The organism is Kitasatospora sp. NPDC006697, from assembly GCF_042869935.1.
GTDB lineage: Bacteria > Actinomycetota > Actinomycetes > Streptomycetales > Streptomycetaceae > Kitasatospora.
Genome location: NZ_JBIAGU010000046.1, coordinates 23,384 through 48,199, shown reverse-complemented (window position 1 = coordinate 48,199; position 24,816 = coordinate 23,384). Strand labels below are relative to the sequence as shown.

Sequence of the window (24,816 nt, the reverse complement as noted above, 5' to 3'; positions counted from 1 at the left end):
CGCCCGCCCGGGCAGGCCACAATGGTCCCCATGAACTCGCTCGCCCATCCGCAGCTGCGCTTCACGCCGGTCGTCGCCGACCCCTCGGGCCCCCGGGAGCTGGTGATCCTCGGCTCCACCGGCTCGATCGGCACCCAGGCCATCGACATCGTGCTCCGCAACCCCGACCGGTTCCGGGTGGTCGCGCTCTCCGCCGCCGGCGGGCAGGTCGAGCTGCTGGCCGAGCAGGCCTTCCGGCTGGGCGTGCACACCGTCGCGGTGGCCCGTCCCGAGGCCGAGGCGCCGCTGCGCGAGGCGCTGGCCGCCCGCGCCGCCGGGCGCCCGCTGCCCGCCGTGCTGGCCGGGCCGGACGCCGCCACCGAGCTGGCCCAGCTGCCCTGCCACTCGGTGCTCAACGGCATCACCGGCTCGATCGGCCTGGCGCCCACGCTGGCCGCGCTGCGGGCCGGCCGGGTGCTGGTGCTGGCCAACAAGGAGTCGCTGATCGTCGGCGGTCCGCTGGTCAAGGCGGTGGCCGCGCCGGGCCAGATCGTGCCGGTGGACTCCGAGCACGCCGCGCTCTTCCAGGCGCTCACCGCCGGCACGCCGCGCGAGGTGCGCCGGCTGGTGGTCACCGCCAGCGGCGGCCCGTTCCGCGGCCGCGACCGGGAGCGGCTGGCCGGCGTCACCCCCGAGGACGCGCTGGCGCACCCGACCTGGGCGATGGGCCCGGTGGTGACGATCAACTCGGCGACCCTGGTGAACAAGGGCCTGGAGGTGATCGAGGCGCACCTGCTCTTCGACATCCCGTTCGAGAGGATCGACGTGGTGGTCCATCCTCAGTCGGTGGTCCACTCGATGGTGGAGTACACGGACGGCTCCACGCTGGCCCAGGCCAGCCCGCCGGACATGCGGATGCCGATCGCGCTCGGCCTCGGCTGGCCGGACCGGGTGCCGGAGGCGGCACCCGGGTGCGACTGGACCAAGGCCGCCACCTGGGAGTTCTTCCCGCTGGACGACGAGGCCTTCCCGGCCGTCTCGCTCGCCCGCGAGGTGGGTACGCTCGGCGGAACTGCGCCGGCCGTCTTCAACGCCGCCAACGAGGAGTGCGTGGCCGCCTTCCTGGACCGGCGGCTGGCCTTCACCGGCATCGTGGACACGGTCGCCAAGGTGGTCGCCGAGCACGGCCAGCGCGGCGGTGGCGCGGGAACTTCCCTGACCGTCGAGGACGTCCTCGATGCGGAGGGCTGGGCCCGGGCCAGGGCCCGCGAGCTGGCGGCCGGCTGACCGCGGTGGCGATACCGGGCCCGGCCAGCGGGCACACCCCCAGCAGTGGCAGCGAGACGACGGAGGACCAGCGGTGACTGCAGTGATGACGGTGATCGGCATCGTGGTCTTCTTCCTCGGCCTGCTCTTCTCGATCGCCTGGCACGAGCTGGGGCACCTGTCCACGGCCAAGCTCTTCAAGATCCGGGTGCCGCAGTACATGGTCGGCTTCGGTCCGACCATCTGGTCGCGGAAGAAGGGCGAGACCGAGTACGGCTTCAAGGCGATCCCGCTGGGCGGCTACATCCGGATGATCGGGATGTTCCCGCCCGGCGCCGACGGCCGGATCACCAAGCGCAGCAGCTCCCCGTGGCGCTCGATGATCGAGGACGCCCGGGAGGCCTCCTACGAGGAGCTGCTGCCCGGCGACGAGGACCGGCTGTTCTACACCCGCAAGCCCTGGAAGCGCGTCATCGTGATGTTCGCCGGGCCGTTCATGAACCTGATCCTGGCGTTCGTGCTCTTCCTGGTCGCGATGATGGGCTTCGGGGTGCCGATGAGCCTGCCCACCGTCGCGGACGTCTCGCCCTGCGTGGTGCCGGCCAGCCAGGCCGACAAGCCCTGCCCGCAGAACGCCACCCCGTCGCCGGCCGGCGCGGCCGGGCTGCAGAAGGGCGACACCATCGTCTCCTTCGACGGGCACCCGATCAGCACCTACAAGCAGCTGTCGGCGGACATCCGCGGCTCGGCCGAGAAGACCGTGCCGCTGGTGGTCCGGCGGGGCGGGCAGCAGCTCACGCTGACCGCCACCATCCAGAAGAACACCCTGGCCAAGCTGGACGGCAACGGCGACCCGATCCCCGGCAGCGAGACGGTCACCGGCTTCCTCGGCATCACCCCGACCTCGGGCGTGGTGCAGCTGGGCGTCGGCGACAGCGTCGACCGGATGACCGAGATGGCCGACACCGGCCTGCACTCGCTGATCGCCATGCCCGGCAAGATCCCGGCGCTCTGGGACTCGGTGGTCAAGGGCACCCCGCGCAAGGCGGACTCGCCGGTCGGCATGGTCGGCGCGGCCCGGGTCGGCGGCGAGGTCTTCGCGATGCACCTGCCGGCCTCCCAGCGGGTCGCCTTCATGGTCAACCTGCTGGCCGGGATCAACCTGTCGCTCTTCCTCTTCAACATGCTGCCGCTGCTCCCGCTGGACGGCGGCCATGTGGCGGGCGCGCTCTGGGAGTCGGTCCGCCGCCGGGCGGCCGCGCTCTTCAAGCGCCCCGACCCGGGCCCGTTCGACGTGGCCACCCTGATGCCGGTGGCCTACGTGGTGGCGGGCATCTTCATCGGCTTCACCCTGCTGGTCCTGGTGGCCGACGTGATCAACCCCGTCAAGATCAGCTAGCCCTCCGGCAAGGGGGCGTGCGGAGCGGTCCCCCGGGTGCCGTACCGTTGGACGCCGGGTGCGCGTGAGACGTGCGCCCGGCGTCGCCCGTCACCTCATACTCCGGGGAACCCTGCGCAATGACCGCGATCTCGCTCGGCATTCCGTCGCTTCCGCTCAAGCCGCTCGCCACCCGCCGGGTCTCCCGGCAGATCATGGTGGGCAATGTGCCGGTCGGCGGCGATGCGCCGGTGTCGGTGCAGTCGATGACCACCACGCTGACCTCGGACGTCAACGCGACGCTGCAGCAGATCGCGCAGCTGACGGCCTCGGGCTGCCAGATCGTGCGGGTGGCGGTGCCCTCGCAGGACGACGCGGACGCGCTCCCGATGATCGCGAAGAAGTCGCAGATCCCGGTGATCGCCGACATCCACTTCCAGCCGAAGTACGTGTTCGCCGCGATCGACGCGGGCTGCGCGGCGGTCCGGGTGAACCCGGGCAACATCAAGGCCTTCGACGACAAGGTCGGCGAGATCGCCAAGGCCGCCTCCGAGGCCGGGACGCCGATCCGGATCGGCGTCAACGCCGGCTCGCTGGACAAGCGGCTGCTGGAGAAGTACGGCAAGGCCACCCCCGAGGCGCTGGTCGAGTCCGCGCTCTGGGAGTGCTCGCTCTTCGAGGAGCACGGCTTCCGCGACATCAAGATCTCGGTGAAGCACAACGACCCGGTCGTGATGATCAACGCCTACCGGCAGCTGGCGGCGGCCTGCGACTACCCGCTGCACCTCGGTGTGACCGAGGCCGGGCCGGCGTTCCAGGGCACGATCAAGTCGGCGGTGGCGTTCGGCGCGCTGCTGGCCGAGGGCATCGGGGACACCATCCGGGTCTCGCTGTCGGCTCCGCCGGTGGAGGAGGTCAAGGTCGGCATCCAGATCCTGGAGTCGCTGAACCTGCGTCAGCGCGGTCTGGAGATCGTCTCCTGCCCGTCCTGTGGGCGGGCCCAGGTCGACGTCTACAAGCTGGCCGAGGAGGTCACCGCCGGCCTGGAGGGCATGGAGGTGCCGCTGCGGGTCGCCGTCATGGGCTGCGTCGTCAACGGCCCCGGCGAGGCCCGCGAGGCCGACCTCGGTGTCGCCTCCGGCAACGGCAAGGGCCAGATCTTCGTCAAGGGCGAGGTGATCAAGACCGTGCCCGAGTCGAAGATCGTCGAGACCCTGATCGAGGAGGCGCTCAAGCTGGCCGAGGAGATGCAGGCGGACGGCGTCGCCTCCGGCACCCCGACCGTTATCGCCGCCGACTGACGGTGAGTGGGACACAGTGCTCGATCGAGGCATGATGCTCCCGGGCGCCCTGCAGGCCGCCCGGGCGCTGGCGGCAACCAGGGTGCTGGAGGCCGCCGACCTGCCCGAGACCCTGGACGTGCTGCACCGCGACCCGGTGGCCAACGCCTTCGTCGCCACCCGGGTCGAGGCGGTCGGCCTCGACCCCTGGCGGCTCGGCGGCGAGATGTGGGGCTGGTACGACCAGGACGGCCGGCTGGAGTCGCTCTGCTACGCCGGCGCCAACCTGGTGCCGATCAACGCCGGCCCGGCGGCCGTCCGGGCGTTCGCCGAGCGGGCCCGGCGGCAGGGCCGGCGCTGCTCCTCGATCGTCGGCCCGGCCGAGTCCACCGCCCGGCTCTGGGCCCTGCTGGAGCGCAGCTGGGGCCCGGCCCGTGAGGTCCGCGCCCACCAGCCGCTGATGGCCACCACCGAGCCGGCCGCCGGGATCGAGCCCGACCCGCTGGTCCGCCGGGTCCGCCGGGACGAGCTGGACCTGCTGATGCCGGCCTGCGTGGCGATGTTCACCGAGGAGGTGGGGATCTCCCCGCTGGCCGGTGACGGCGGCCTGCTCTACCAGGCCCGGGTGGCCGAACTGGTCGGCAGCGGAAGGTCGTTCGCCCGGATCTCGGAGCAGGGCGAGGTCGTCTTCAAGGCCGAGATAGGCGCCGTCACCCAGGGCGCCTGCCAGATCCAGGGCGTCTGGGTGGCTCCCGCCCACCGCGGCAAGCGGCTCTCCGAGACCGGCATGGCCGCGGTGCTGGACATCGCGCTGCGCGAAGTGGCCCCGGTGGTCAGCCTCTACGTGAACGACTACAACCTGCCGGCCCGGGCCGCCTACCACCGGGTCGGGTTCCGTGAGGTGGGTGCGTTCATGTCGGTCCTCTTCTAGCCGGGACTGGAGTAACGTCCCGGGGCATGGAGCAGCTCACCGAGGTGACCGTTCAGCCGATCGACCTGGCCGCCTGGGCGCCGTATGCACTGGAGGTGCAGGCACAGGCCTTCGGTCTGTCGGCGCAGGAGGTCGCGGTGCGGCTGCACATCGTCGCCCGGCACGCGGAGCAGCCCGGGGTGCTCGGCTACGGCGCCTTCAGCGGCGGCCGGCTGGTCGGCTTCGGCTACGGCATGCCCAACCAGCGCGAGCACTGGTGGAGCACGGTGATCGAGCCGCACCTGGAGGCCCGCGGCCACGGCGACTGGCTGGACGGGGTGTTCGCGGTCACCGAGCTGCACGTGCTGCCGGACTACCAGGGGCGCGGCCTGGGCAGCACCCTGATCCGGACGCTGTGCGAGCGCTCCGGGCTGAACCGCTCGATCCTCTCCGCGATCGACGAGGAGACCCCGGCCCGCCGGCTCTACCGCTCGCTGGGCTACCGCGACCTGGCCCGGGCGGTCCGCTTCCCCAACACCGACCGCCCCTACGCCGTGATGGGCGCCCGGCTGCCGCTGCTCGACCGCGGCTACAGCACGCTCGCGAACTCCAGGTAGCGCTCCGCCCCGGACCGGTCGCCGCCGGCCAGCGCGGAGAGGCCGGCCGCCACGGTGCGGAACAGCGCCCAGCCGCGCAGCCGCTCCCGGTCCACCTCCACCGAGTCGGCGAGCTGATGCAGCCGGCGCCGGGCGGCCGCCTGCGGGCCGGGGGCCGCGGCCAGCGTCTCCTTGCGGTCCTGGGCCAGCCAGGCCAGGTCGTAGGCGCGCTCGCCGACCAGCGGCTGCGGGTCGATCGCCAGCCAGGGCGCCCGGTCGGCGGCCAGCACGTTGCCGTGGTGGAAGTCGCCGTGCAGCAGCAGCTGTTCCGGCGCGGAGTCGAGCAGTTCGGCCGAGGCGGCCAGCGCCTGCTCCAGCAGCGGCCGGGCGTCCAGCCGGTCGGCCAGCTCGCGGTGCTCGCCCAGCCAGGCCGCGCGCAGCGCCACCTGCTCGGCGAGCGGGGTGATCCGGGCGTCCGCGGGCGGCGCCGTCCAGAGCCGGCGCAGCAGGCTGGTCGCCTCCAGCATCGCCTTGGCCTCGGTCAGCGAACGCAGCGGGATCTCGCCGCGCAGCCGCTCCAGCAGCAGGAACCCCTCGGCCGGGTCCGCGTCCAGCAGCAGCACCGCGCCCCGGCCGGCCCAGTGGGCCAGCGCGGCGGACTCGCCGGCGGTCTCCGGGGTGACCAGCCCGGCCTTGAGCACGGCGGGGGAGGTGTCGGACCGGCGCACCTGGCAGATCAGGCTGAGCCGCCCGCCCGGGTCCACCACCCGCTCCAACTCGAGCTCCCAGCGCTCCAGTTGACGGGTCAACCGGTCCGGCAGCCCGGCCAGCCAGGGATCCCCGGCCGACCCGAGCCGGGCCCGAACCCCCTCGCGCAGTCGCTCGGGCACGCCGAACCGTCCTGTCGCCGACGCCATGGCGGGCCTCCGTCCGGTGCTGTCCCCGCTGCTCCTACCCCGTCATTGTCCGTGATCCACCCCTGCCGCCCTGGTCAGCGCGCCGGACACTCGCTAGTGCGCGCTGCCGGACGGGCTCGGCGAGCCGGAGGGGGCCGCCGCCGCCAGGCCGGGCAGGGCGCCGGGGGAGCCGCCCCAGTGGGCGCACTGCAGGACCGTCTCGCGCAGCGCGGTGGCCGCGCGCATCCGCAGGTCGCCGGAGCCGGCCGCGACCAGGTCCGCGTAGCCGGCGCCGAGCCGGCGCTCGACCTCGGCGGCCAGCCGGGCGGCGCTCGCCTCGTCCGGCACCGCGAACGGCAGCTGGTAGCCGGGCGCGGCGGCGGCCGGGGTGGCCCCGGCACCGGCCAGCAGCCGGTCCCAGGAGTCCCGGCGGGCCTGGTGGAAGGCGTAGCAGGAGCGCACGTCGTCACGGTGCGGGCCGCTCGGGGTGCGGGCGGCTATCACCCCGTAGGCGTAGACCGCCGCGTGCTCGCCGGCCAGCGCGGCCTGCAGCGCGGCGGTCGCCTCGGCGGAGAGCGCCGGCCCGCCGCCGGGGGAGCCGGACACGGCGGGGGCGGCCGAAGCGGAGGGAGAGGCGGTGGGGGCGGGCGCGGCCAGCGGGGTCTGGTCGCCGAGCCGGACGGCCCGCAGCGCGCCGGCCGCCGAGACCGAGGCGAGCAGCCGGGCCAGCTCGCCGGAGGCCGCCGGCAGGTCGGCCAGCCGGGCCAGCGCGGCGGTCTTCTCGGCGGCGGCCAGCGCGGCAGGGGTGCCGGCCGCGGGCGCGGAGCCGGCCGGGGCCGGGCCGCCGCTCGCCGGGGAGCCGGCCGCACTGCCGGGCGCGGCGCTCGACGGCAGGCCGGTGGCCAGCGCCGCCCGCTCGGTGGTCAGCTCGGCGCGCAGCTGCCCGGGCAGGTCGCCGCCCTGCCCGGCCGGCGCCGCCGCGTACTGCGCCAGCAGCGCGTCGGTGTCCGCCACCGCCCGGCTGCGCAGCGGCAGGTCGGGGTCGCTGCGGTGGCCGGGAGCCGACCCGGCGCCGCCCGGGCCGCCGGACCCGGAGGTGCAGGCGGCCAGCAGCCCGACGGTCGCCAGTGCCCCGGCGGCGAGGAAGGTCCGCCTGCTGGTGGACTGCATCGAGATGTGCTCCCTGTGCTCGTGCGGGGGCGCCAGTGCCCCGTTGGTGATCGGTTCGCCGGGCCTCAACGCGGAGTACACGGCGTGAAAGAGTTGTGCTCGCCCGGGGGGACGCTACCGTCCGCCCCCCTCGCCACCTAGCGCGGGGGCTCGCCACCGGCACCGGAATCGGCGGTTGCCTGGTCGACCCGATAGGCTTTGGCCGAGTTACGACCTTCCGACAACAGCAGACGCGGCCGAGGAGTCACCCGGATGAGCACCACCCCCACCGATCGGTTGCGTGCCTTGTTGGAGCCGCTGGCCGAGCAGGCGGGCCTGGACCTTGAGGACATCAAGGTGAGCCAGGCAGGCAGCCGCCGCCAGCTGCAGGTCGACGTGGACGCGGACGGCGGGGTGGACCTGGACGCCATCGCCGAGTTCAGCCGGGAGGTCGGCCAGGCCCTGGACCAGAGCGACCTGATGGGCAGTGGTGCCTACCTGCTCGAGGTCGGCTCGCCGGGCGTGGACCGCCCGCTCACCGCCCCCCGCCACTGGCGGCGCAACACCGGCCGCCTGGTCAAGGCGCAGCTGGTCGAGGGCGGCGAGATCGTGGCCCGGATCCTGGAAGCCGACGAGGACGGCGCGCTGGTCGAGGTGCAGCCGGTGAAGGGCCGCGGCCGCGCCAAGGAGCGCCGCCTGGCCTACGCCGAGGTCGCCAAGGCGCGGATCCAGGTGGAGTTCAACCGCAAGGAGGACGAGCAGCTGCTGTCCGAGGACGTTTCGGACGAGCCGGAGCTCGCCGAGGAAGAAGAGGAGGCGTAGCCGTGGACATCGACATGAGTGCCCTGCGCGGGCTGGTGACCGAGAAGAACATCCCGTTCGACCTGCTGGTCGAGTCGATCGAGTCGGCGCTCCTCATCGCCTACCACCGCACCGAGGGCTCGCGCCGCCGCGCCCGCGTCGAGCTGAACCGCAAGACCGGCCACGTGACGGTGTGGGCGCTGGAGGACGCGAGCGAGCTGGACGAGGGCGTCGAGCCCAAGGAGTTCGACGACACCCCGAGCGGCTTCGGCCGGATCGCGGCCACCACCGCCAAGCAGGTGATCCTGCAGCGGCTGCGGGACGCCGCCGACGACCAGACCTTCGGCGAGTACGCGGGCAAGGAGGGCGACATCGTCACCGGTGTCGTCCAGCAGGGCAACGACCCCAAGAACGTGCTGGTGGACATCGGCAAGCTGGAGGCGATCCTGCCCCCGCAGGAGCAGGTCCCCGGCGAGGAGTACAAGCACGGCACCCGGCTGCGCAGCTACGTGGTGGCGGTGCGCCGCGGCGTCCGCGGCGCCTCGGTGACGCTCTCCCGGACCCACCCCAACCTGGTGAAGAAGCTCTTCGCGCTGGAGGTCCCGGAGATCGCCGACGGCTCGGTGGAGATCGCCGCGATCGCCCGCGAGGCCGGCCACCGCACCAAGATCGCGGTCTTCTCCCGCCGGGCCGGCCTGAACGCCAAGGGCGCCTGCATCGGCCCGATGGGCGGCCGGGTGCGAAACGTGATGGCCGAGCTGCACGGCGAGAAGATCGACATCGTCGACTGGTCGGACGACCCGGCCGAGATGGTGGCCAGCGCGCTGTCGCCCGCCCGGGTGACCAAGGTCGAGATCGTCGACCTGCAGCAGCGCTCCGCCCGGGTGATCGTGCCGGACTACCAGCTCTCGCTGGCGATCGGCAAGGAGGGCCAGAACGCCCGCCTGGCCGCCCGCCTCACCGGATGGCGGATCGACATCCGCCCGGACACCGAGGGCTCGACCGGCGAGGCTGACAGGGAATCAGTCGCCGAGTGATCGTGTTGTCATCAGATGGTCGCGGCCCCGCCCGGATCGGTGGGGCCGCGTTCAGTCCCGGCGGAGGGGTAGACTTGATGGTGTCCGGCCGGACGCATGTCCGCGCATGCCCTGAGCGCACCTGCGTGGGCTGTCGCAAGCGAGCGGCCAAGCACGAGCTGTTGCGTGTCACTGCGGTCGAGGGCGTCTGCGTCCCCGATCCGAGTGCCATGCTGCCTGGTCGGGGCGCGTACCTGCACCCCGAGCAGTCCTGCCTCGACCTGGCAGTCCGCCGCCGGGCGCTTCCGAGGGCCTTCCGGGTCCAGGGCGCGCTCGACACGGACCCGCTGCGACAGCACGTCGCGGCCGGGACGGACAGTGCCCCGGCGTCCTGAACGCCCTGGGGACGAGAACCACCGTACGGAGCACGGCACGGGCGCCTTCGGGTACCGCGTGCCACCAGTCAGGTACCTCGCGAGATGGAAGTAGGTCGAGATTGCGATGAGCACTCGATGAGTACGCGATGAGTACGCCCATGAAGTAGCGACAGTCCGGCGGACGACTACCCCGGACTCATAGACAGGAGCGATGTGGCTAAGGTCCGGGTTTACGAACTCGCCAAGGAACTGGGCTTGGAGAGCAAGGCCGTGATGGCCAAGCTGACCGAGCTGGGCGAGTTCGTCCGTTCGGCGTCCTCGACGATCGAGGCGCCGGTTGTGCGCAAGTTGACTGACGCTTTGGGTGCGACGCCGCCGTCCGGTGGCTCCGCTGCGAAGCCCGGCCCGCGGAAGCCCGCGGCGCCGGCCCCCGGTGCGGGTTCCCCCAAGCCGGGTCCCCGTCCCGCCCCCGCGCCGGCCGCCCCCGCGGCGCCGGCCGCCCCCGCTGCCGCCGCCCCGGCGGCCGCCCCCGCCGCCCCGCGGCAGAGCGGGCCGACCCCCGGTCCGCGCCCGGCCCGTCCGGCGGCTCCGGCCGCCCCGGCGGCCGAGTTCTCCTCCCCGGCGCCCGTCGGCGAGGCGCCGGCCCGTCCGGCCAACCCGGCTCCGCGGCCGAACGGCCCCGCCGCCGGCGGTGCCCGTCCGGGCCCGCGTCCGGCCGGTCCGCGTCCGGGCAACAACCCCTTCACCTCGGGCAGTGCCACCGGCATGGCCCGCCCCGGCGACCGCCGTCCGGCCGCGCCGGGCGAGCGTCCGCGCCCCGGTGGCGACCGTCCGCGTCCGGGCGGCGACCGTCCGGGTGGCGGCGCGGCGCGTCCCGGTGGTCCGGGTGCCGGTGCCCCGCGTCCCGGTGGTGACCGTCCGCGTCCGGGCGGCGACCGTCCCGGTGGCGGTGCCCCGCGTCCGGGTGGCGGCGCGCCGCGTCCCGGTGGTCCCGGTGCCGGTGCCCCGCGTCCTGACGGCATGCCCCGTCCGGCCGGCCCGCGTCCCGGTGCGCCGAGCCCGTCCGGCATGCCGCGCCCGAACCCGGGCATGATGCCGCAGCGTCCCGGCCCGGGTACCGGTCCGCGTCCGGGCCCCGGTGGCCGTGGTCCGGGTGGCCCCGGCGGCCGTCCGGGCGGTCCGGGTGGCGCCGGTGGCGCCCGTCCCGGCTTCACCGGCCGTCCGGCCGGTCCGGGCTCGCGCCCGGCCGGTGGCGGCGGTGGCGGCTTCGGCGGCCCCCGTCCGGGTGGCGGCGCCGGTGGTGGCGGCGGCTTCGGTGGCGGCGGTGCCCGTCCCGGTGGCTTCGGCGGCCGTCCCGGCGGTCCGGGTGCCCGTGGTGGCACGCAGGGCGCCTTCGGCCGTGGCCCGGGCGGTCGCCCGGCGCGCGGTCGCAAGTCGAAGCGGGCGAAGCGCCAGGAGTACGAGGCCATGCAGGCCCCGTCCGTCGGCGGTGTGATGCTGCCTCGCGGCAACGGCGCGACGGTGCGTCTGTCGCGTGGTGCCTCGCTGATGGACTTCGCGGAGAAGATCAACGCCAACCCGGCCGCGCTCGTCTCGGTGATGTTCAACCTCGGTGAGATGGTCACCGCGACCCAGTCGGTCGCGGATGCCACCCTCGAGCTGCTGGCCGGCGAGATGGGCTTCGTGCTCGAGATCGTCAGCCGCGACGACGAGGACCGCGAGCTGCTCGAGTCCTTCGACATCGACTTCGGTGCCGACGAGGGCGACGAGGACGAGCTCATGCCGCGTCCGCCGGTGGTGACCGTCATGGGTCACGTCGACCACGGTAAGACCCGACTGCTGGACGCCATCCGCAAGACCAACGTGGTGGCCGGCGAGGCCGGTGGCATCACCCAGCACATCGGTGCCTACCAGGTCACCGCCGAGGTCAACGGCGAGGACCGGAAGATCACCTTCCTCGACACCCCGGGTCACGAGGCGTTCTCCGCCATGCGTGCCCGTGGTGCCAAGTCCACCGACATCGCGATCCTGGTGGTCGCGGCCAACGACGGTGTCATGCCGCAGACGGTCGAGGCGCTCAACCACGCCAAGGCCGCGGGTGTGCCGATCGTGGTCGCCGTCAACAAGATCGACGTCGAGGGTGCCGACCCGGTCAAGGTCCGCGGTCAGCTGACCGAGTTCGGCCTGGTGGCCGAGGAGTACGGCGGCGACACCATGTTCGTCGACATCTCCGCGCGCCAGGGCCTGCACATCGAGCAGCTGCTGGAGGCCGTGGTCCTGACCGCGGACGCCTCGCTGGACCTGCGGGCCAACCCGGAGCAGGACGCGCAGGGTATTGCGATCGAAGCCCACCTGGACAAGGGCCGCGGCGCCATGGCGACCGTCCTGGTCCAGCGCGGTACCCTCCGCGTCGGCGACTCGATCGCGGTGGGCGACGCGCACGGCCGCGTCCGCGCCATGCTCGACGAGAACGGCAAGAACGTCGAGGAGGCCGGTCCGTCCCGTCCGGTCCTGCTGCTCGGTCTGACCTCGGTGCCGCGCGCCGGCGACAGCTTCATCGTCGTCGACGACGACCGCACCGCGCGCCAGATCGCCGAGAAGCGCTCGGCCCGCGACCGCAACGCCATGTTCGCCAAGCGTCCGATGCGGATCTCCCTGGAGAACCTGGACCAGGCGATCGCGGCCGGCGGCATCCAGCAGCTCAACCTCATCATCAAGGGCGACGTCTCCGGTTCGGTGGAAGCCCTCGAGGACGCGCTGGTCAAGCTGGACGTGGGCGAGGAGGTCGAGCTCCGGATCCTGCACCGCGGCGTCGGTGCGATCACCGAGTCCGACGTGGACCTGGCGATGGGCTCGGACGCGATCATCATCGGCTTCAACGTCCGTGCGGAGGGCCGGGCCCGTACGGCCGCCGACCGCGAGGGCGTCGACGTCCGGTACTACTCGGTCATCTACCAGGCGATCGAGGAGATCGAGGCCGCGCTCAAGGGCCTGCTCAAGCCGGAGTACGAGGAGGTGCGCCTCGGCTCCGCGGAGATCCGCGAGGTCTTCCGCAGCTCCAAGTTCGGCAACATCGCGGGTGTCATCGTCCGCGAGGGCCTGCTGCGCCGCAACGCCAAGGCACGCCTCATCCGCGACGGCAAGGTCGTGGCGGAGAGCCTCACCATCGAGGGTCTGCGCCGCTTCAAGGACGACGCGACCGAGGTCCGCGAGGGCTTCGAGGCCGGTGTCACCCTGGGGTCGTTCAACGACATCAAGGTCGAGGACGTCATCGAGACCTACGAGATGCGCGAGAAGCCGCGCGCGTAACGGAGCGCCACCCGGTCGGGGCCGGTCGACGGAATCTCCGTCGACCGGCCCCGGTCTCGCTGTGTAGGGTCCTGGACAGCGGCCCCCGCCCGGCCCACGGGCCCGGATCAGGGGGAACTTCGAGGCCCTCAGGTCGGCCAGACCTGTCACACATGTTCGTGGGAACACTCACCTTCGACCTGCTGCTGGGCGATGTCCATTCGCTCAAGGAGAAGCGTTCGATCGTGCGGCCCATCGTGGCCGAACTGCAGCGCAAGTACGGCGTGTGCGCTGCCGAAGTCGGGAACCAGGAGCTGCACCGCCGGGCCGAGATCGGCCTGGCGGTGGTCTCCGGCGAGCACCGGTTCGTCACCGGGGTGCTGGACAGCTGCGAGCGGCTGGTCGCCGGCCGCCCCGAGGTGCAGTTGCTCTCCGCGAGGAGGCGCTACTACGGCGACGAGGATGAATGAGGTCGGGCACGGTGGTGGAACGTCGCCACCGTCACACCGACGAGGACCTAGAGCGCCCACAAGGCTGGGCGCGGGCCGGTACTTTGGGGCGTGGGCCCCGAGGACCGCGAGTCGATGTCAGTCGGCCGCAGTACCGTGCCCACAGCACGAGGAGGCAATGTGACCGACACCGCAAGGGCGCGCAAGCTCGCCGACCGCATCCAGGTGGTCGTCGCCGAGACCCTGGAGCGGCGGATCAAGGATCCGCGGCTGGGCTTCGTGACCATCACCGACACCCGCGTCACCGGCGACCTGCGGGAGGCCACGGTCTTCTACACGGTCTTCGGCGACGAGACCGAGCGGGAGGCCACCGCGGCCGCGCTGGAGAGCGCCAAGGGCGTGCTCCGTTCCGAGGTCGGCAAGCAGACCGGGGTGCGCTTCACCCCGTCGCTGACCTTCGTGGCGGACGCGCTCCCGGACAACGCCAAGAACATCGACGACCTGCTCGAGCGGGTGCGCCTGTCGGACGCCGCGGTGCGCACCGCGGCCTCCGGGGCGCAGTACGCGGGCGACGCCGACCCCTACAAGGTGCCGGCCGCCGAGCGCGAGGACGACGACGCGGACGAGGACGAGTAGCCATGGCGCTCGATCCGGCGGCGGCCGGTTCGACGAGGGCGTCCGCCACCGAGGTGGCGGACGCCCTCGCGGTGCTTCCGGGCCAGCGCGAGGGCGGGATCGACTCGGGCGGGCCCGACGGTTTCGAGCTGGAGTGGCAGCGGATCCTCGCCGTGATCGGCCAGGCGCTGACCATCGACCTGGTCTGCCACATCACCCCCGACGGCGACGCGCTCGGCTCCGCGCTGGCGGCCGGCCTGGCGCTGCGCTCGCTCGGCCACGGGGTGCGGGTCTCGTTCGGCGACGACCCGCAGGTGATCCCCGAGTCGCTCTCCTTCCTGCCCGGGCAGGAGCTGATCGTGCCGGCCGCCGCCGTGCCCGACCGGCCCGAGCTGGTGCTCTGCTTCGACACCGCCTCCGAGGGCCGGCTCGGCCTGCTGCGGGACAAGGCCTTCGCCGCCGGCGCCCTGGTGGTGCTGGACCACCACGCCTCCAACCCCGGCTTCGGCACCCACCGGATCATCGACCCGACCGCGCCGGCCACCGCCGTGCTGGTGGACGAGCTGCTGCGGCGGCTGCGGGTGCCGCTCGACCGCGAGCTGGCCACCTGCCTCTACGCCGGGATCGCCACCGACACCGGCTCCTTCAAGTACGCGGCCACCACCCCCGCCACCCACGAGCTGGCCGGGCGGCTGCTGGCCACCGGCATCCGGCACGACCTGATCTCCCGCCAGCTCTGGGACACCGCCTCCTTCGGCTACCTGAAGGTGCTGGCCGCCGCGCTGGACCGGGCCGCCTACGAGCCCGGCGCGGCAGGCGGCCGCGGGCTGGTGTGGACCTGGGTGCCCTACCAGGACCTGCTGCTCTACGGCGTGCCGGTGGAGGAGCTGGAGGGCCTGATCGACATCCTGCGCAAGCCGGCCGAGGCCGAGGTGGCGCTGGTGCTGAAGCAGGACCCGGACGGCACGCTGCGCGGCTCCTGCCGCTCCAAGGGCGCGGTGGACGTGGCCGCCGCCTGTGCCGTGTTCGGCGGCGGCGGGCACGCCTTCGCGGCCGGCTTCGCGGTGCGGGAGGGCGTGCCGGCGGTGCTGGCGCGCTTCCGGGCCGCGCTCGACCACTGACGACAGAAAGATCTGATGAAGCGCAAAGGCACCGGCCCCGACGGGCTGGTCATCGTGGACAAGCCCGAAGGCATCACCTCGCACGGCGTGGTCGCCCGGCTGCGCCGGCTGGCCGGGACCAGGAAGGTCGGCCACGCCGGCACCCTGGACCCGATGGCCACCGGGGTGCTGGTGATCGGCATCGAGCGGGCCACCCGGCTGCTCGGGCACCTGATGCTGACCGACAAGACCTACGAGGCGACGATCCGGCTCGGGCAGACCACCATCACCGACGACCGGGAGGGCGAGGTCACCGCCTCGGTGCCGGCCGCGGGCCTGGACCGGGCGGCGGTCGACGCCGAGATCGGCAAGCTCACCGGGGACATCCTCCAGGTCCCGTCCAAGGTCAGCGCGATCAAGGTGGACGGCAAGCGGTCCTACCACCGGGTCCGGGAGGGCGAGGAGTTCGAGCTGCCGGCCCGGCCGACCACGGTGCACTCGTTCACCGTGCACGGGGTGCGGGAGGCGGTGGCGGAGGACGGCACGCCGGTGCTCGACCTGGACGTCACGGTGGAGTGCTCCTCGGGCACCTACATCCGGGCGCTGGCCCGGGACCTGGGCGCGGCCCTCGGCGTGGGCGGGCACCTGACGGCGCTGCGGCGCACGGCCGTCGGGCCGTACCGGGTCGACGGGGCGCGCACCCTGGAGCAGCTGGAGGAGGCGTTCGAGGTGCTGCCGATCGCGGCCGCCGCCGATGCGGCGTTCCCGCGCTGGGACCTGGACGAGGGGGACGCCCGCCGCCTGGCGACCGGCGCGCGGCTGGCGGCGCCCGGGCTCGGGGTCGCGGGGCCGATCGCGGCGTTCGCGCCGGACGGGACGTTCCTGGCGCTGGTGGAGGAGAAGTCGGGGCAGGCGCGGCCGGTGGCGGTGTTCGTGGGGTGAGGGGCCGCGGGGGCGTGCGGTGTCGCTCGTGAGGGTTGCTTTCGGGGCGGTGGGCGGGCGGCGCTGAAGCCGGCGGGTGCTCCGCGTGCGAGCGAGGCGCTCCGGCACGGTGTCCGTGCGGCTCCGCCCGGCCCTCGGCCCACCCGCACGGGTGAGTCGGCGTCCACCGGTGCCACTTCACCCGGACGGGCGAGCGCGCGCAGTGAACGGGTGTGGTGAAGGGGGCGGCCGGGGTCGGCCGAGCGGCCTGCCGGGCAGGCTCCCCGCGGTGAGCGCCGTCACGGCGGCGGGCCGCCGGGGAGGGCAGCGCGATGACGGATGGCCAGCAGCCGATGCGGCTGTGGGACCGGACGGGCCGGCCGATCGGAGAGGGCTGCCGGCCCGACGGCGAGGACACCCTGCCCGGGCCCGGTGCCCCGGCGGGCGACGACGGTGCCGCGCCCGCCGAGGACCGGCCGCCCCGGCGAGGTCCCGCCCCCTTCCCGGCCGGCAGGACCGAGCTCGACTACGACCACCTGCTCACCCTGATGTGCCGTCAGCTCGCCACCGCCGCCGCCGGTCCTGGGCGGATCGCCGAGCTCGCCGCCGACCGGGTGGAGCGGGCCGACGGGCTGGCCGGGGAGGAGCCCGGGAGCGCGCTCACCGTGCTGGTCGGCGAGCCGGGCAGCGGGCGGACCACCGAGCTGGCCGCGCTCGCGGTGCGGCGGGCCGGCGGCAGCCGGGTGCTGCCCACGCTGTGGCTGCGCGGCGCCGACCTGCGGGCGGGCGACCGCGGCCCGCTGCCCGCCATCGAGCGCGCGCTCGGCCCCGCCACGCCCGCCGCGGCCGTGGCCGCCCGGTGCGCGGCGGCCGGGCAGCCGCTGCTGGTGCTGCTGGACGGCCCGGAGGAGGCGCCCGCCGCGCTGGACCAGGAGTGGTGGACCGGCGCGCTGGAGCAGGCCGAGCGGCTGGGGCTGCGCCTGCTGGTCGCCTGCCGCCCGGAGAGCTGGGAGCCGCACCCCGGCCTGGAGCGCGTCCGGCCGCACCGCCTCGGCCCGCTGCAGGGCCCCGCGCTGGCCCGGGCCGCCGCCCACTACGGCCTGCCCGTACCCGCCGAGCCCACCGATCCGGTGCGGCTGCGCCTGGCCGCGCCGCTGCACCGGGAGGGCCTGCCCACCGAGTCGGCCGGCTTCGCCGAGCTGGCCGGCGGCTGGCTGGACCTGCACTGCCTGCGGACCGCCCAGCGGCTGGCGTGCGAGGCCGCCGGCCCGGCCTCGCACCGGCGCGGCCGCCCGGCCCCGCCGGTCGCCGAGCCCGCCCCCGGCACGGTGCGCCGGCTCGCCGCCGCGGTGGCCGGGCGGGTGCACGAGGCGGCCCGCCGGATGCTCGGCACCGGCCAGGGTGCGCTCGGCGCGGAGGCCTTCGCCGAGCTCTTCCCGACCGCCGGCGGCTGGGCCCGCGCGGTGCTCGCCGAGGGCCTGCTGGTGCCGGCCGGCGACGGCTACCGGCTGGCCCACGAGCCGGTCGCCGACTGGCTGCAGGGCCAGCACCTCGACGTGGCCGGCGCGCTGGCCAGGCTGCTCACCGCTCCGGAGCACCGCCCGGTGCCGAGGCACCGGGCGGGCGCCGTCGCCGCCGCGCTGCGCGGGCTCGGCGAGCTGCACGGCGCCTGCGCCCTGGAGCCCTGGCTGCGGCAGCTCTGGCAGGTGCTGGCGGACCCGGCGGCCGGCGCCGAGGAGCGCTGGTGGGCGGGCCGGCTGCTCCGGGCCGGCCTGGCCGGCAGCCCCGACCCGCTGGCCCACCGCGAACTCCTCGAGCAGCTGGCCGAACGCCTCGCCACCGACGGCCCGACCGGCTCGCTGACCGGCTTCGGCCCCGCCTTCTGGGCCGCCCTCACCCTGCCCGACTGCCGCCGCTGGGCGCTGCTCGCCGTGCTGGTCCGGGCCGACGGCCCCGAACAGGCCCACCTGCGGGCCGCCGCCGCCCGGCTGCGCGCCGACGGCCCGGCCGCGCTGCCCCACCTGTGCCGCTGGTTCGCCGACGGCCGCGGCCTGCCGGCCCGCCCCGGCAGCACCGTCGCCGACCTGGCCCAGGATCTGCTGTACGCCCACCGCGCCCTCGCCGTCGACGAGTTGACGGAGGCCCTGGTGGCCGCCGCACACCCCCGGGCGGACGCGCTGCTCACCGTGCTCGCCGTCGAGGAGCCCTCGGCGCTCTGCCGGGCGGTGGACCGCTGGAGCCACGACCCGCGCCCGGAGCGCCATGTCGCCGCCGCCGTGCACGGCCTGCGCACCGCCCCGTACGCGGGCCGGGCCGGCCGCGAGCTGCTCCGGCACAGCGCGCTGGCCCTGCTCGCCCGGGACGGCGAACCCGGCCTGCACGGCGCCGCACTGGCCCTGCTGGTGCGCGACCCGGCGACCCGGGCCGCCCACCTGCCCGCCGCCCTGGCCGGCTACGCCGCCGACGACCCGTTCCTCACCCCCGAGGTGCTCGGCACCGCGCTCACCACCCACCCGGTCCCGGTACTGGCCGCCTTCGAGGCCCGGCTGGGCCGGCCGGGCGGCGCCGCCGGGCCGGTGCTGCGGGTGCTCGCCGAGGCGCCGCCGCTGGTGGTGGGCGGTGCCACCGCCACCCCGCCGCCCACCGGCCTGCCCGACCCGGCCACCCGGCTGGCCGGGCGGCTGCTGCGGGACGGCCCGGCGGGGGGAGCACCGGCCGAAGGCCGGGGGAGGGCCGAGCTGGTCGCCGAGTACCTGAGCCGCCGGCTGGCCCTGGGTACGGCGGACCCCGGCGACCTGACCGCGCTGCTCGGCGCCGGCAGCGGCCAGCTCCCGGCCGCCGTCCGCCGGGCCTTCGCCCTGGTGCTCGCCCAGCCGGCCGGCGCCGAGCCGCCCTTGGCCGCCGGCCGCGGGGACCCGCTGCGCCGGGAGTTCCTGGACCGGCTGCTCGCCACCGAGCGCGACCCGGCCGTGCTGGAGCCGCTGCTGGAGCGGGTGGCCCAGCAGGCCGGGCGGGAGGAGCCGGAGCGCGGCCGGGCCGTGGTGCGCCGGATCGCCGACGCCTGGACCCGCGGCGACGGCGGCCCGACCCGGCTGGACGCCCTGCTGGTGCGCTGCGCCGGCCGCTGGGCCGACTTCGCCCGGCTGCTCGCCGACTGGCCGCCCGACTCCCGGCCGCCCGCCGGCGGGGTGCTGCTGGCCCGGATGCGCGAGCTGCTGGAGCAGGGGAGGGACCCGCAGTACGCCGCCGCGGAGGCCGAGCGGCTGCCCGTCCGCCCGGTGATCGCCGCGCCGGTCGCCGCAGCGGGCGTTCCGGTGCCGGAGCGGCCGCGGGCCCATGGCACGCTATAGGGGTTGAAGTCCGTGCGTTCGAGCCCCGCGGGCGGGGCCGGTTGGAAGAGGAGCGGTCAGGGTGCAGCGCTGGCGCGGCCTGGAGGAGATTCCCGGCGACTGGGGACGCAGCGTCGTCACCATCGGTTCCTTCGACGGGGTGCACCTCGGGCACCAGCTGATCATCGACCGGGTGGTGAACCGGGCCCGGGAGCTGGACGCGAAGGCCGTCGTGGTGACCTTCGACCCGCACCCGAGCGAGGTGGTCCGCCCCGGCAGCCACCCGCCGCTGCTGGCCCCGCACCCGTTCCGCGCCGAACTGCTGGCGGCCCGCGGGGTGGACGCGGTGCTGGTGCTGCCGTTCACCCCCGAGCTGTCCAAGGAGTCCCCGGCCGGCTTCGCGCACCGGGTGCTGGTGGACGCGCTGCGCGCCCGGCTGGTCATCGAGGGCCCCAACTTCCGCTTCGGGCACCGGGCGGCGGGCAATGTGGCGCTGCTGGCCGAGATCGGCCGGGAGTCCGACTTCGAGGTCGAGGTGCTGGACCTGAAGGTCACCGGCGCGGCCGGCGGAGGTGAGCCGTTCTCCTCCACCCTGGTGCGCCGGCTGGTCGCCGAGGGCGACGTCTCCGGCGCCGCCGAGGTGCTGGGCCGCCCGCACCGGGTCGAGGGCCTGGTGGTGCGCGGCGCCCAGCGCGGCCGCGACCTGGGCTACCCCACCGCCAACGTGGACACCGTGCCGCACAGCGCGATCCCGGCCGACGGCGTCTACGCGGGCTGGCTGACCGCCGACGGCGACCGGATGCCGGCCGCGATCTCGGTCGGCACCAACCCGACCTTCGACGGCACCGCCCGCACCGTCGAGGCCTACGCCATCGACCGGGTCGGCCTGGACCTCTACGGGCTGCACGTCTCCGTCGAGTTCCTGGCCTACCTGCGCGGGATGGAGAAGTTCGACAGCATCGAGGCACTGCTCGTCCGGATGGCCGACGACGTCAAGCAGGCGCGGGACCTGACCGCCTGACGGCACGGAAGCCGAGGGCCCGTCCGGGAGACCGGACGGGCCCTCGGGCGTTTCCGCTACTGCTGCTGGGGCGGGTAGCCGTAACCGCCGGGCGGCTGCTGGCCGTAGCCGGGCGGCGGGCCCTCCTGCGGCTGCGGACCCGGGGCCCACGGCTGGCCGGCCTGCGGGCCGCCCGGCTGCTGGGGCGGGTAGCCGTACCCCTGCTGGGGCGGGTAGCCGCCCTGCTGCGGACCGGGCGCCCAGCCGCCGGGGCCGGGCTGGCCCCACTGCTGCTGGGGCTGCGGGGGCTGGCCGCCGGCCTGCTGCTGCCAGCCGCCGGCCGCCTGCTGCGCCTGCTGGGCCCGGACGATGTCCTCGCCGACCAGGGTGGCCAGGTCGAAGTAGGCCTCGCGCACCTTGGGCCGCATCATGTCCAGGTTGACCTCGGCACCGGCCGCCAGGCTCTCGTCGAACGGCACCACCACGACGCCGCGCGAGCGGGTCTGGAAGTGCGCCACGATGTCCTCGATCCGGATCATCTTGCTGGTCTCGCGGACCCCGGAGACCACCGTGATGCTGCGCTGCACCAGGTCGGCGTAGCCGTGCGCGGAGAGCCAGTCCAGGGTGGTGCTGGCGCTGCTGGCGCCGTCCACGCTCGGGGTGGCGACGATGATCAGCTGGTCGGCCAGGTCCAGCACCCCGCGCATCGCGCTGTACAGCAGGCCGGTGCCGGAGTCGGTCAGGATGATCGGGTACTGGCGGCCCAGCACCTCGATCACCTGGCGGTAGTCCGAGTCGTTGAAGGTGGTGGAGACCGCCGGGTCGACGTCGTTGGCCAGGATCTCCAGGCCGGAGTTCTGGTCCTGCGAGGTGAACTGGCGGATGTCCATGTAGCTGCGCAGGTGCGGGATGGCCGTCACCAGGTCGCGGATGGTCGCGCCGGTCTGGCGCTTGATCCGGCGGCCCAGGGTGCCCGCGTCCGGGTTGGCGTCGATCGCGATCACCTTGTCCTGGCGCTCGCTGGCCAGGGTGGCGCCGAGCGCAGTGGTGGTCGTGGTCTTGCCCACCCCGCCCTTGAGGCTGATCACGGCGATCCGGTAGCAGCTCATCACCGGCGTGCGGATGACGGACAGGCGGCGCTCCCGCTCGGCGGCGGCGGCCTTGCCGCCGAACTTCAGCCGGGGCGTCTGGCGCTGCTGCTTGGGCTGGTTGCGCAGCAGCCGCTCGGAGTTGAGCTCCACCGCGGCGGTGTAGCCGAGCGGGGCGCCCTGCGCCTGCGGCTGCTGGGCGGCCTGCTGGAACGCTGCCGGAGCCTGCGGCACGGCCTGCGGGTGGGGGTAGGGCTGCGGGGCGTTCTGCACGTTGCCGACCGGCTGGGCCGGCTGCGGCTGCCCCTGCGGCTGGGGCCAGCCGCCCTGGCCGGGCTGCGGCCAGCCCGCCTGGCGCGGGTCCACCGGCGGCTGCGGCTGCACGGGCTGGGGCTGCACGGGCTGCGGCGCCGGCGGCTGGCCCTGCTGCGGCGGAACGGGCTGGTGCGGCTGCTGGGCGGCCCACGGCGGCGGGACGGCCTGCGGGCCGGGCTCGCCGGGGTGCGGCTGCTGCGGCGGCACCGGCTGGCCCGGCCCGCCCGGCTGCAGGTGCGGCGGGTAGGCGGCGGGCGGGTAGGCGCTCGGCTGCTCGGGCTGCGGGGCGACCGGCGGACCGGCCTGCAGCGGCGGGGCCATCATGAAGGAGGTCGGCTCGGGCGCGGCCGCCCCGCCCGTCGGCGCACCGGGCCAGCCCGGCTGGGCCTGGGCGGGCTGCGGCACGGCGGGCATCGGCTCGGCCGGGGTGGCGGTGTGGTCGACGGCCGGCGGCGGCACGGCCGCGGCGGTCGGTACCGGCTGGGCCTGGACGGGCTGCGGTGGGAGGGGCTGGGCCTGCGCGGGCGGCTGGACGGCCGGCGGCACGGGGGCCTGCTGCGCCGGCTGCTGCTGCTGCGCCTCCGGCACGGGCGGGACGACGGCCTCCGGCGGGGCCGGCGCCGTCTGGGCAGCCGGAGCCTCGCCCTGGGTGTACCAGGACGGGGGAGTGTAGTCGGGCGCGTCCGACCAGTCGTCGTCGTCCTCCGCCGCGTTGTCGCCGACGTAGACGCCGTCCCGATCGCTGCTCACCTTGGCTCCCTCGTGTTCGCCGCCGCTGTTCGCGGTGCCGTAGGCACAAGACTAGAACCTGTACCTTGCCAGGTTGAGTGCGGCTTCGGCAGCTCCGGGGGCGGGCAGATGGCCACCAGAGGCCGCCGGCCGGCCCGGTGTCAGTCCACCCGGCGCGGCGGACCGAGCAGCTGGTGCTCGGACTGCACCGGTTCGGTGCGGATGTACTGGCGGCGGATCCGGGTGGCCCAGATCGTCAGGTCGTCGCCCAGGGTCGGCAGGGCGGCCACGTCCTGCCTGCTCAAGGTCATCACCCGGCCCACCAGTTCGGCCTCCTGCGGGGAGACCCGCTGGACCCCGACCAGGTCGGCGGCGTTCAGCACCCGGGCGGCGTTCGGCCCCAGGTAGGGCAGCAGGGTCAGGGTGGACTGCCACGGGGTGGCGGACAGTCGGCTGCGCGGCGGGCGCGGCCCGAGGTCGCGGACCACCAGCACCGGCGCGGCCACCGAGGCGCCCTGCGCACCGAGCCGCCCGATCTGGTGCACCGTCACGCAGGGCTGCCCGCCGCCGGCCGCCTGCGCCAGCGGAGCCCAGAACTGCGGGCGGGCGGTCTCCACCGCCACCCGGGCGCCGACCGCGGCGGCCCGCAGCGCCAGGATCTGCGCCGTCCACACCCCGCCGACCAGCACCACGTCGTAGGAGCTGGGCCGGAAGAGGCCGAGCACGGCCGGCCGGTGGTCCGGGTCCACGCCGATCAGCACCCCGTCGTCGCCGACCGGGAAGGAGAGCGCGGACAGGTCGGCGGTGGAGAGCACGTGCTGCTCGCGGCGCGGGCCGCGCAGGCCGAAGCCGGCCCGGATCCGGGCGATCCGGCCGCGCTCGGGCGCCGGCTGCGGGGCGGTGGCCGGACGGGTCTGGTAGGCCATCAGGAGGTTCCCCCCAGGGGCAGGGTGGCGAGCAGGCCGGGGGCCTGCTCCTGGTCCAGCCGGATCAGGCCGAGGCCGGCGCTCTGCGCGCGCTGCTCCAGCTGCCGGCCGAACTGCGCGGCGTCGTGCTCGCTGCGGGCGACCACCCGGACGTGGCCGCTGAGCGCCACCGAGTCGCCGGTGCCGGGGCGCGCGGTCAGGCTGAAGACGCTGGCCAGCGCGGGCGTGCCGGTGACCAGGTTGACCAGCTCCGGGGCGGCGATCCGGCTCGGTCCGCCGTGCGGGGCCAGCTGTGGCCAGCGGGAGACCCAGTAGGTGGTGTGGTAGCGGTCGTCCACTCGCCAGAACCGGCCGCTCTCCTGGGTCCGCCGGGTCACCGGGCCGCCGCTGCCGGAGCCCTGCCGGCCGGTGGTGGCCAGCGGGTTGGCGCAGGTGGCGGTCGACAGCGCGGCGATCAGCTCCCGCTCGTCCAGCACGGTGGCGGAGAAGCCGGCGCTGTTCAGCCGGCCCGCCAGCTGGTCGGTGACCCGCTGCAGCGCCTTGCGGGCGCCCTCCTCGCCGCCGCCGCGGGCCAGCACGGCGGTGGCCGCGCGCTCCGGGTCGAGCTTGAGCGCGATCCAGGTCAGCCGCAGCGCCGGGGTGGTCGGGCCCTCCGGCAGCTGCAGGTAGGCCCGGGTGGCCAGCGACTGGTCGGGCAGGTGCGGGGCCGGCGCGGGCTGGCTGTGCTGCACCACCTGCACCGACTCCATCGCGATGTCGTCCACCCGCAGCGCCGAGCAGACCAGGTCCAGCGGCAGCGGCAGCGCGGTGCGGGCCGGGCGCAGCGGCTGGTCCTTGGCCTGCACCAGCAGCACGGAGGTGAGGAAGGTGCCGTCGCCGACCATGCCGGTCTCCCGGCGGACCGGTCGGCCGCCGCCCAGGTCGGCCTCGGTGGCGTGGGTGCAGGTGCGCAGCGCGGGATCGAGCTCCAGGGCCGGGGCCAGCGCCGGGTCGGTGCCGGGCGGCACCGAGCCGGGGGCCTCGCGGCGCCGGGCCCGCTGGGCGGAGCGCACCCGCAGCGCCTCGGCCAGGGTGCGGCCGCGCACCGGCACCAGGGCGAAGACCAGCAGCACCAGCGCGGGCACGGCGGCGCCGACGGCGACCATCCGGCCGACCGTCCAGCCGACCGCGACCAGGGCCGCGGCCACCTCCACCAGCACCAGTTGCTGCAGCCGCAGCCGGCGGCCGAGCTGCCCGGGCCTGGGGTGCAGCCGCAGCGGTACCGGGGCCGGCCCGGTCCGGGTGTGCGGCGCTTGCTGCGGTGCGGGCGCGACCGGTGCCGGAACCGGCGCCCGGCCGTCCTGTGCCCTGCGCCGCCTCGGTGCGGTCTTGCTCGCCATCCCCCGAGTGACCCCCATCTGAATCGCCG

General features: G+C 75.3%; 20 protein-coding genes. 15 read left to right on the top strand and 5 right to left on the bottom strand.

Going from position 1 to position 24,816, the window contains the following annotated elements; all coding sequences use genetic code 11:
* Nucleotides 1-30 precede the first annotated feature (30 nt).
* The 5 genes from dxr to ACFYNO_RS38715 all read left to right on the top strand — a co-directional run bounded on the left by dxr (nt 31) and on the right by ACFYNO_RS38715 (nt 5,430).
* Nucleotides 31-1,266, top strand: coding sequence for a 1-deoxy-D-xylulose-5-phosphate reductoisomerase (gene dxr, locus ACFYNO_RS38735; protein ID WP_388022823.1), 1,236 nt, complete (start codon nt 31-33; stop codon nt 1,264-1,266).
* Between the two features lie 73 nt (nt 1,267-1,339).
* Nucleotides 1,340-2,644, top strand: a complete 1,305-nt coding sequence (locus tag ACFYNO_RS38730) for a M50 family metallopeptidase (RefSeq protein ID WP_388022820.1) — start codon at nt 1,340-1,342, stop codon at nt 2,642-2,644.
* Between the two features lie 119 nt (nt 2,645-2,763).
* Nucleotides 2,764-3,924: a flavodoxin-dependent (E)-4-hydroxy-3-methylbut-2-enyl-diphosphate synthase gene (gene ispG, locus ACFYNO_RS38725; RefSeq protein ID WP_388022817.1), complete on the top strand. Its 1,161-nt coding sequence runs from the start codon at nt 2,764-2,766 to the stop codon at nt 3,922-3,924.
* 34 nt (nt 3,925-3,958) lie between these two features.
* The gene (locus ACFYNO_RS38720; protein WP_388022858.1) at nt 3,959-4,834 is read left to right on the top strand and encodes a GNAT family N-acetyltransferase; all 876 of its coding nucleotides are present in this window, start codon (nt 3,959-3,961) and stop codon (nt 4,832-4,834) included.
* Nucleotides 4,835-4,860: 26 nt separating this feature from the next.
* Nucleotides 4,861-5,430, top strand: a complete 570-nt coding sequence (locus tag ACFYNO_RS38715) for a GNAT family N-acetyltransferase (protein WP_388022816.1) — start codon at nt 4,861-4,863, stop codon at nt 5,428-5,430.
* Here ACFYNO_RS38715 and ACFYNO_RS38710 read toward each other — a convergent pair.
* Nucleotides 5,403-6,326: an aminoglycoside phosphotransferase family protein gene (locus ACFYNO_RS38710; RefSeq protein WP_388022813.1), complete on the bottom strand. Its 924-nt coding sequence runs from the start codon at nt 6,324-6,326 to the stop codon at nt 5,403-5,405. The two genes, ACFYNO_RS38715 and ACFYNO_RS38710, sit on opposite strands and share 28 nt — an antisense overlap.
* 93 nt (nt 6,327-6,419) lie before the next feature.
* Nucleotides 6,420-7,475 (bottom strand): ferritin-like domain-containing protein, encoded by a 1,056-nt coding sequence (locus ACFYNO_RS38705; RefSeq protein ID WP_388022811.1) that lies wholly within the window; start codon nt 7,473-7,475, stop codon nt 6,420-6,422.
* Between the two features lie 252 nt (nt 7,476-7,727).
* On the opposite strand from ACFYNO_RS38705, the gene rimP reads away from it, so the two are divergent.
* The 10 genes from rimP (at nt 7,728) to ACFYNO_RS38655 (ending at nt 20,371) form a co-directional block, all read left to right on the top strand.
* A complete protein-coding gene (gene rimP / locus ACFYNO_RS38700; RefSeq protein ID WP_388022808.1) occupies nt 7,728-8,276 on the top strand; it encodes a ribosome maturation factor RimP in 549 nt (182 codons plus the stop codon).
* 2 nt (nt 8,277-8,278) lie between these two features.
* Entirely contained in the window at nt 8,279-9,292 is a 1,014-nt protein-coding gene (gene nusA, locus ACFYNO_RS38695) for a transcription termination factor NusA (RefSeq protein WP_388022805.1), read from the top strand.
* A gap of 80 nt (nt 9,293-9,372) precedes the next feature.
* The gene (locus ACFYNO_RS38690; protein ID WP_388022854.1) at nt 9,373-9,666 is read left to right on the top strand and encodes a YlxR family protein; all 294 of its coding nucleotides are present in this window, start codon (nt 9,373-9,375) and stop codon (nt 9,664-9,666) included.
* A gap of 195 nt (nt 9,667-9,861) precedes the next feature.
* Nucleotides 9,862-12,957 carry a translation initiation factor IF-2 gene (gene infB, locus ACFYNO_RS38685; protein ID WP_388022802.1) on the top strand — a complete coding sequence of 1,032 codons (3,096 nt, stop codon included), beginning with the start codon at nt 9,862-9,864 and terminating at the stop codon, nt 12,955-12,957.
* 152 nt (nt 12,958-13,109) lie between these two features.
* Nucleotides 13,110-13,406 carry a DUF503 domain-containing protein gene (locus ACFYNO_RS38680; RefSeq protein WP_388022799.1) on the top strand — a complete coding sequence of 99 codons (297 nt, stop codon included), beginning with the start codon at nt 13,110-13,112 and terminating at the stop codon, nt 13,404-13,406.
* A 159-nt stretch (nt 13,407-13,565) separates the two neighbouring features.
* On the top strand, nt 13,566-14,021 hold the full coding sequence (rbfA, locus tag ACFYNO_RS38675) for a 30S ribosome-binding factor RbfA (protein ID WP_388022797.1): 456 nt from the start codon (nt 13,566-13,568) through the stop codon (nt 14,019-14,021).
* Nucleotides 14,022-14,023: 2 nt separating this feature from the next.
* Nucleotides 14,024-15,121, top strand: coding sequence for a bifunctional oligoribonuclease/PAP phosphatase NrnA (locus tag ACFYNO_RS38670; RefSeq protein WP_388022794.1), 1,098 nt, complete (start codon nt 14,024-14,026; stop codon nt 15,119-15,121).
* Nucleotides 15,122-15,136: 15 nt separating this feature from the next.
* Nucleotides 15,137-16,042 carry a tRNA pseudouridine(55) synthase TruB gene (gene truB, locus ACFYNO_RS38665; protein WP_388022793.1) on the top strand — a complete coding sequence of 302 codons (906 nt, stop codon included), beginning with the start codon at nt 15,137-15,139 and terminating at the stop codon, nt 16,040-16,042.
* A 311-nt stretch (nt 16,043-16,353) separates the two neighbouring features.
* Complete coding sequence (locus tag ACFYNO_RS38660; protein ID WP_388022790.1) at nt 16,354-19,371, top strand: serine protease; 3,018 nt, start codon at nt 16,354-16,356, stop codon at nt 19,369-19,371.
* A gap of 61 nt (nt 19,372-19,432) precedes the next feature.
* On the top strand, nt 19,433-20,371 hold the full coding sequence (locus tag ACFYNO_RS38655; RefSeq protein ID WP_388022787.1) for a bifunctional riboflavin kinase/FAD synthetase: 939 nt from the start codon (nt 19,433-19,435) through the stop codon (nt 20,369-20,371).
* Between the two features lie 56 nt (nt 20,372-20,427).
* Here the strand turns inward: ACFYNO_RS38655 and ACFYNO_RS38650 are convergent, their stop codons facing one another.
* The 3 genes from ACFYNO_RS38650 to eccE form a co-directional block, all read right to left on the bottom strand.
* Nucleotides 20,428-22,503, bottom strand: a complete 2,076-nt coding sequence (locus tag ACFYNO_RS38650) for an AAA family ATPase (RefSeq protein WP_388022784.1) — start codon at nt 22,501-22,503, stop codon at nt 20,428-20,430.
* Between the two features lie 140 nt (nt 22,504-22,643).
* Complete coding sequence (locus ACFYNO_RS38645) at nt 22,644-23,408, bottom strand: hypothetical protein (protein ID WP_388022782.1); 765 nt, start codon at nt 23,406-23,408, stop codon at nt 22,644-22,646.
* Nucleotides 23,408-24,787: a type VII secretion protein EccE gene (gene eccE, locus ACFYNO_RS38640; protein ID WP_388022779.1), complete on the bottom strand. Its 1,380-nt coding sequence runs from the start codon at nt 24,785-24,787 to the stop codon at nt 23,408-23,410. The genes ACFYNO_RS38645 and eccE overlap by 1 nt, the downstream gene beginning before the upstream one ends.
* Nucleotides 24,788-24,816: the final 29 nt, after the last annotated feature.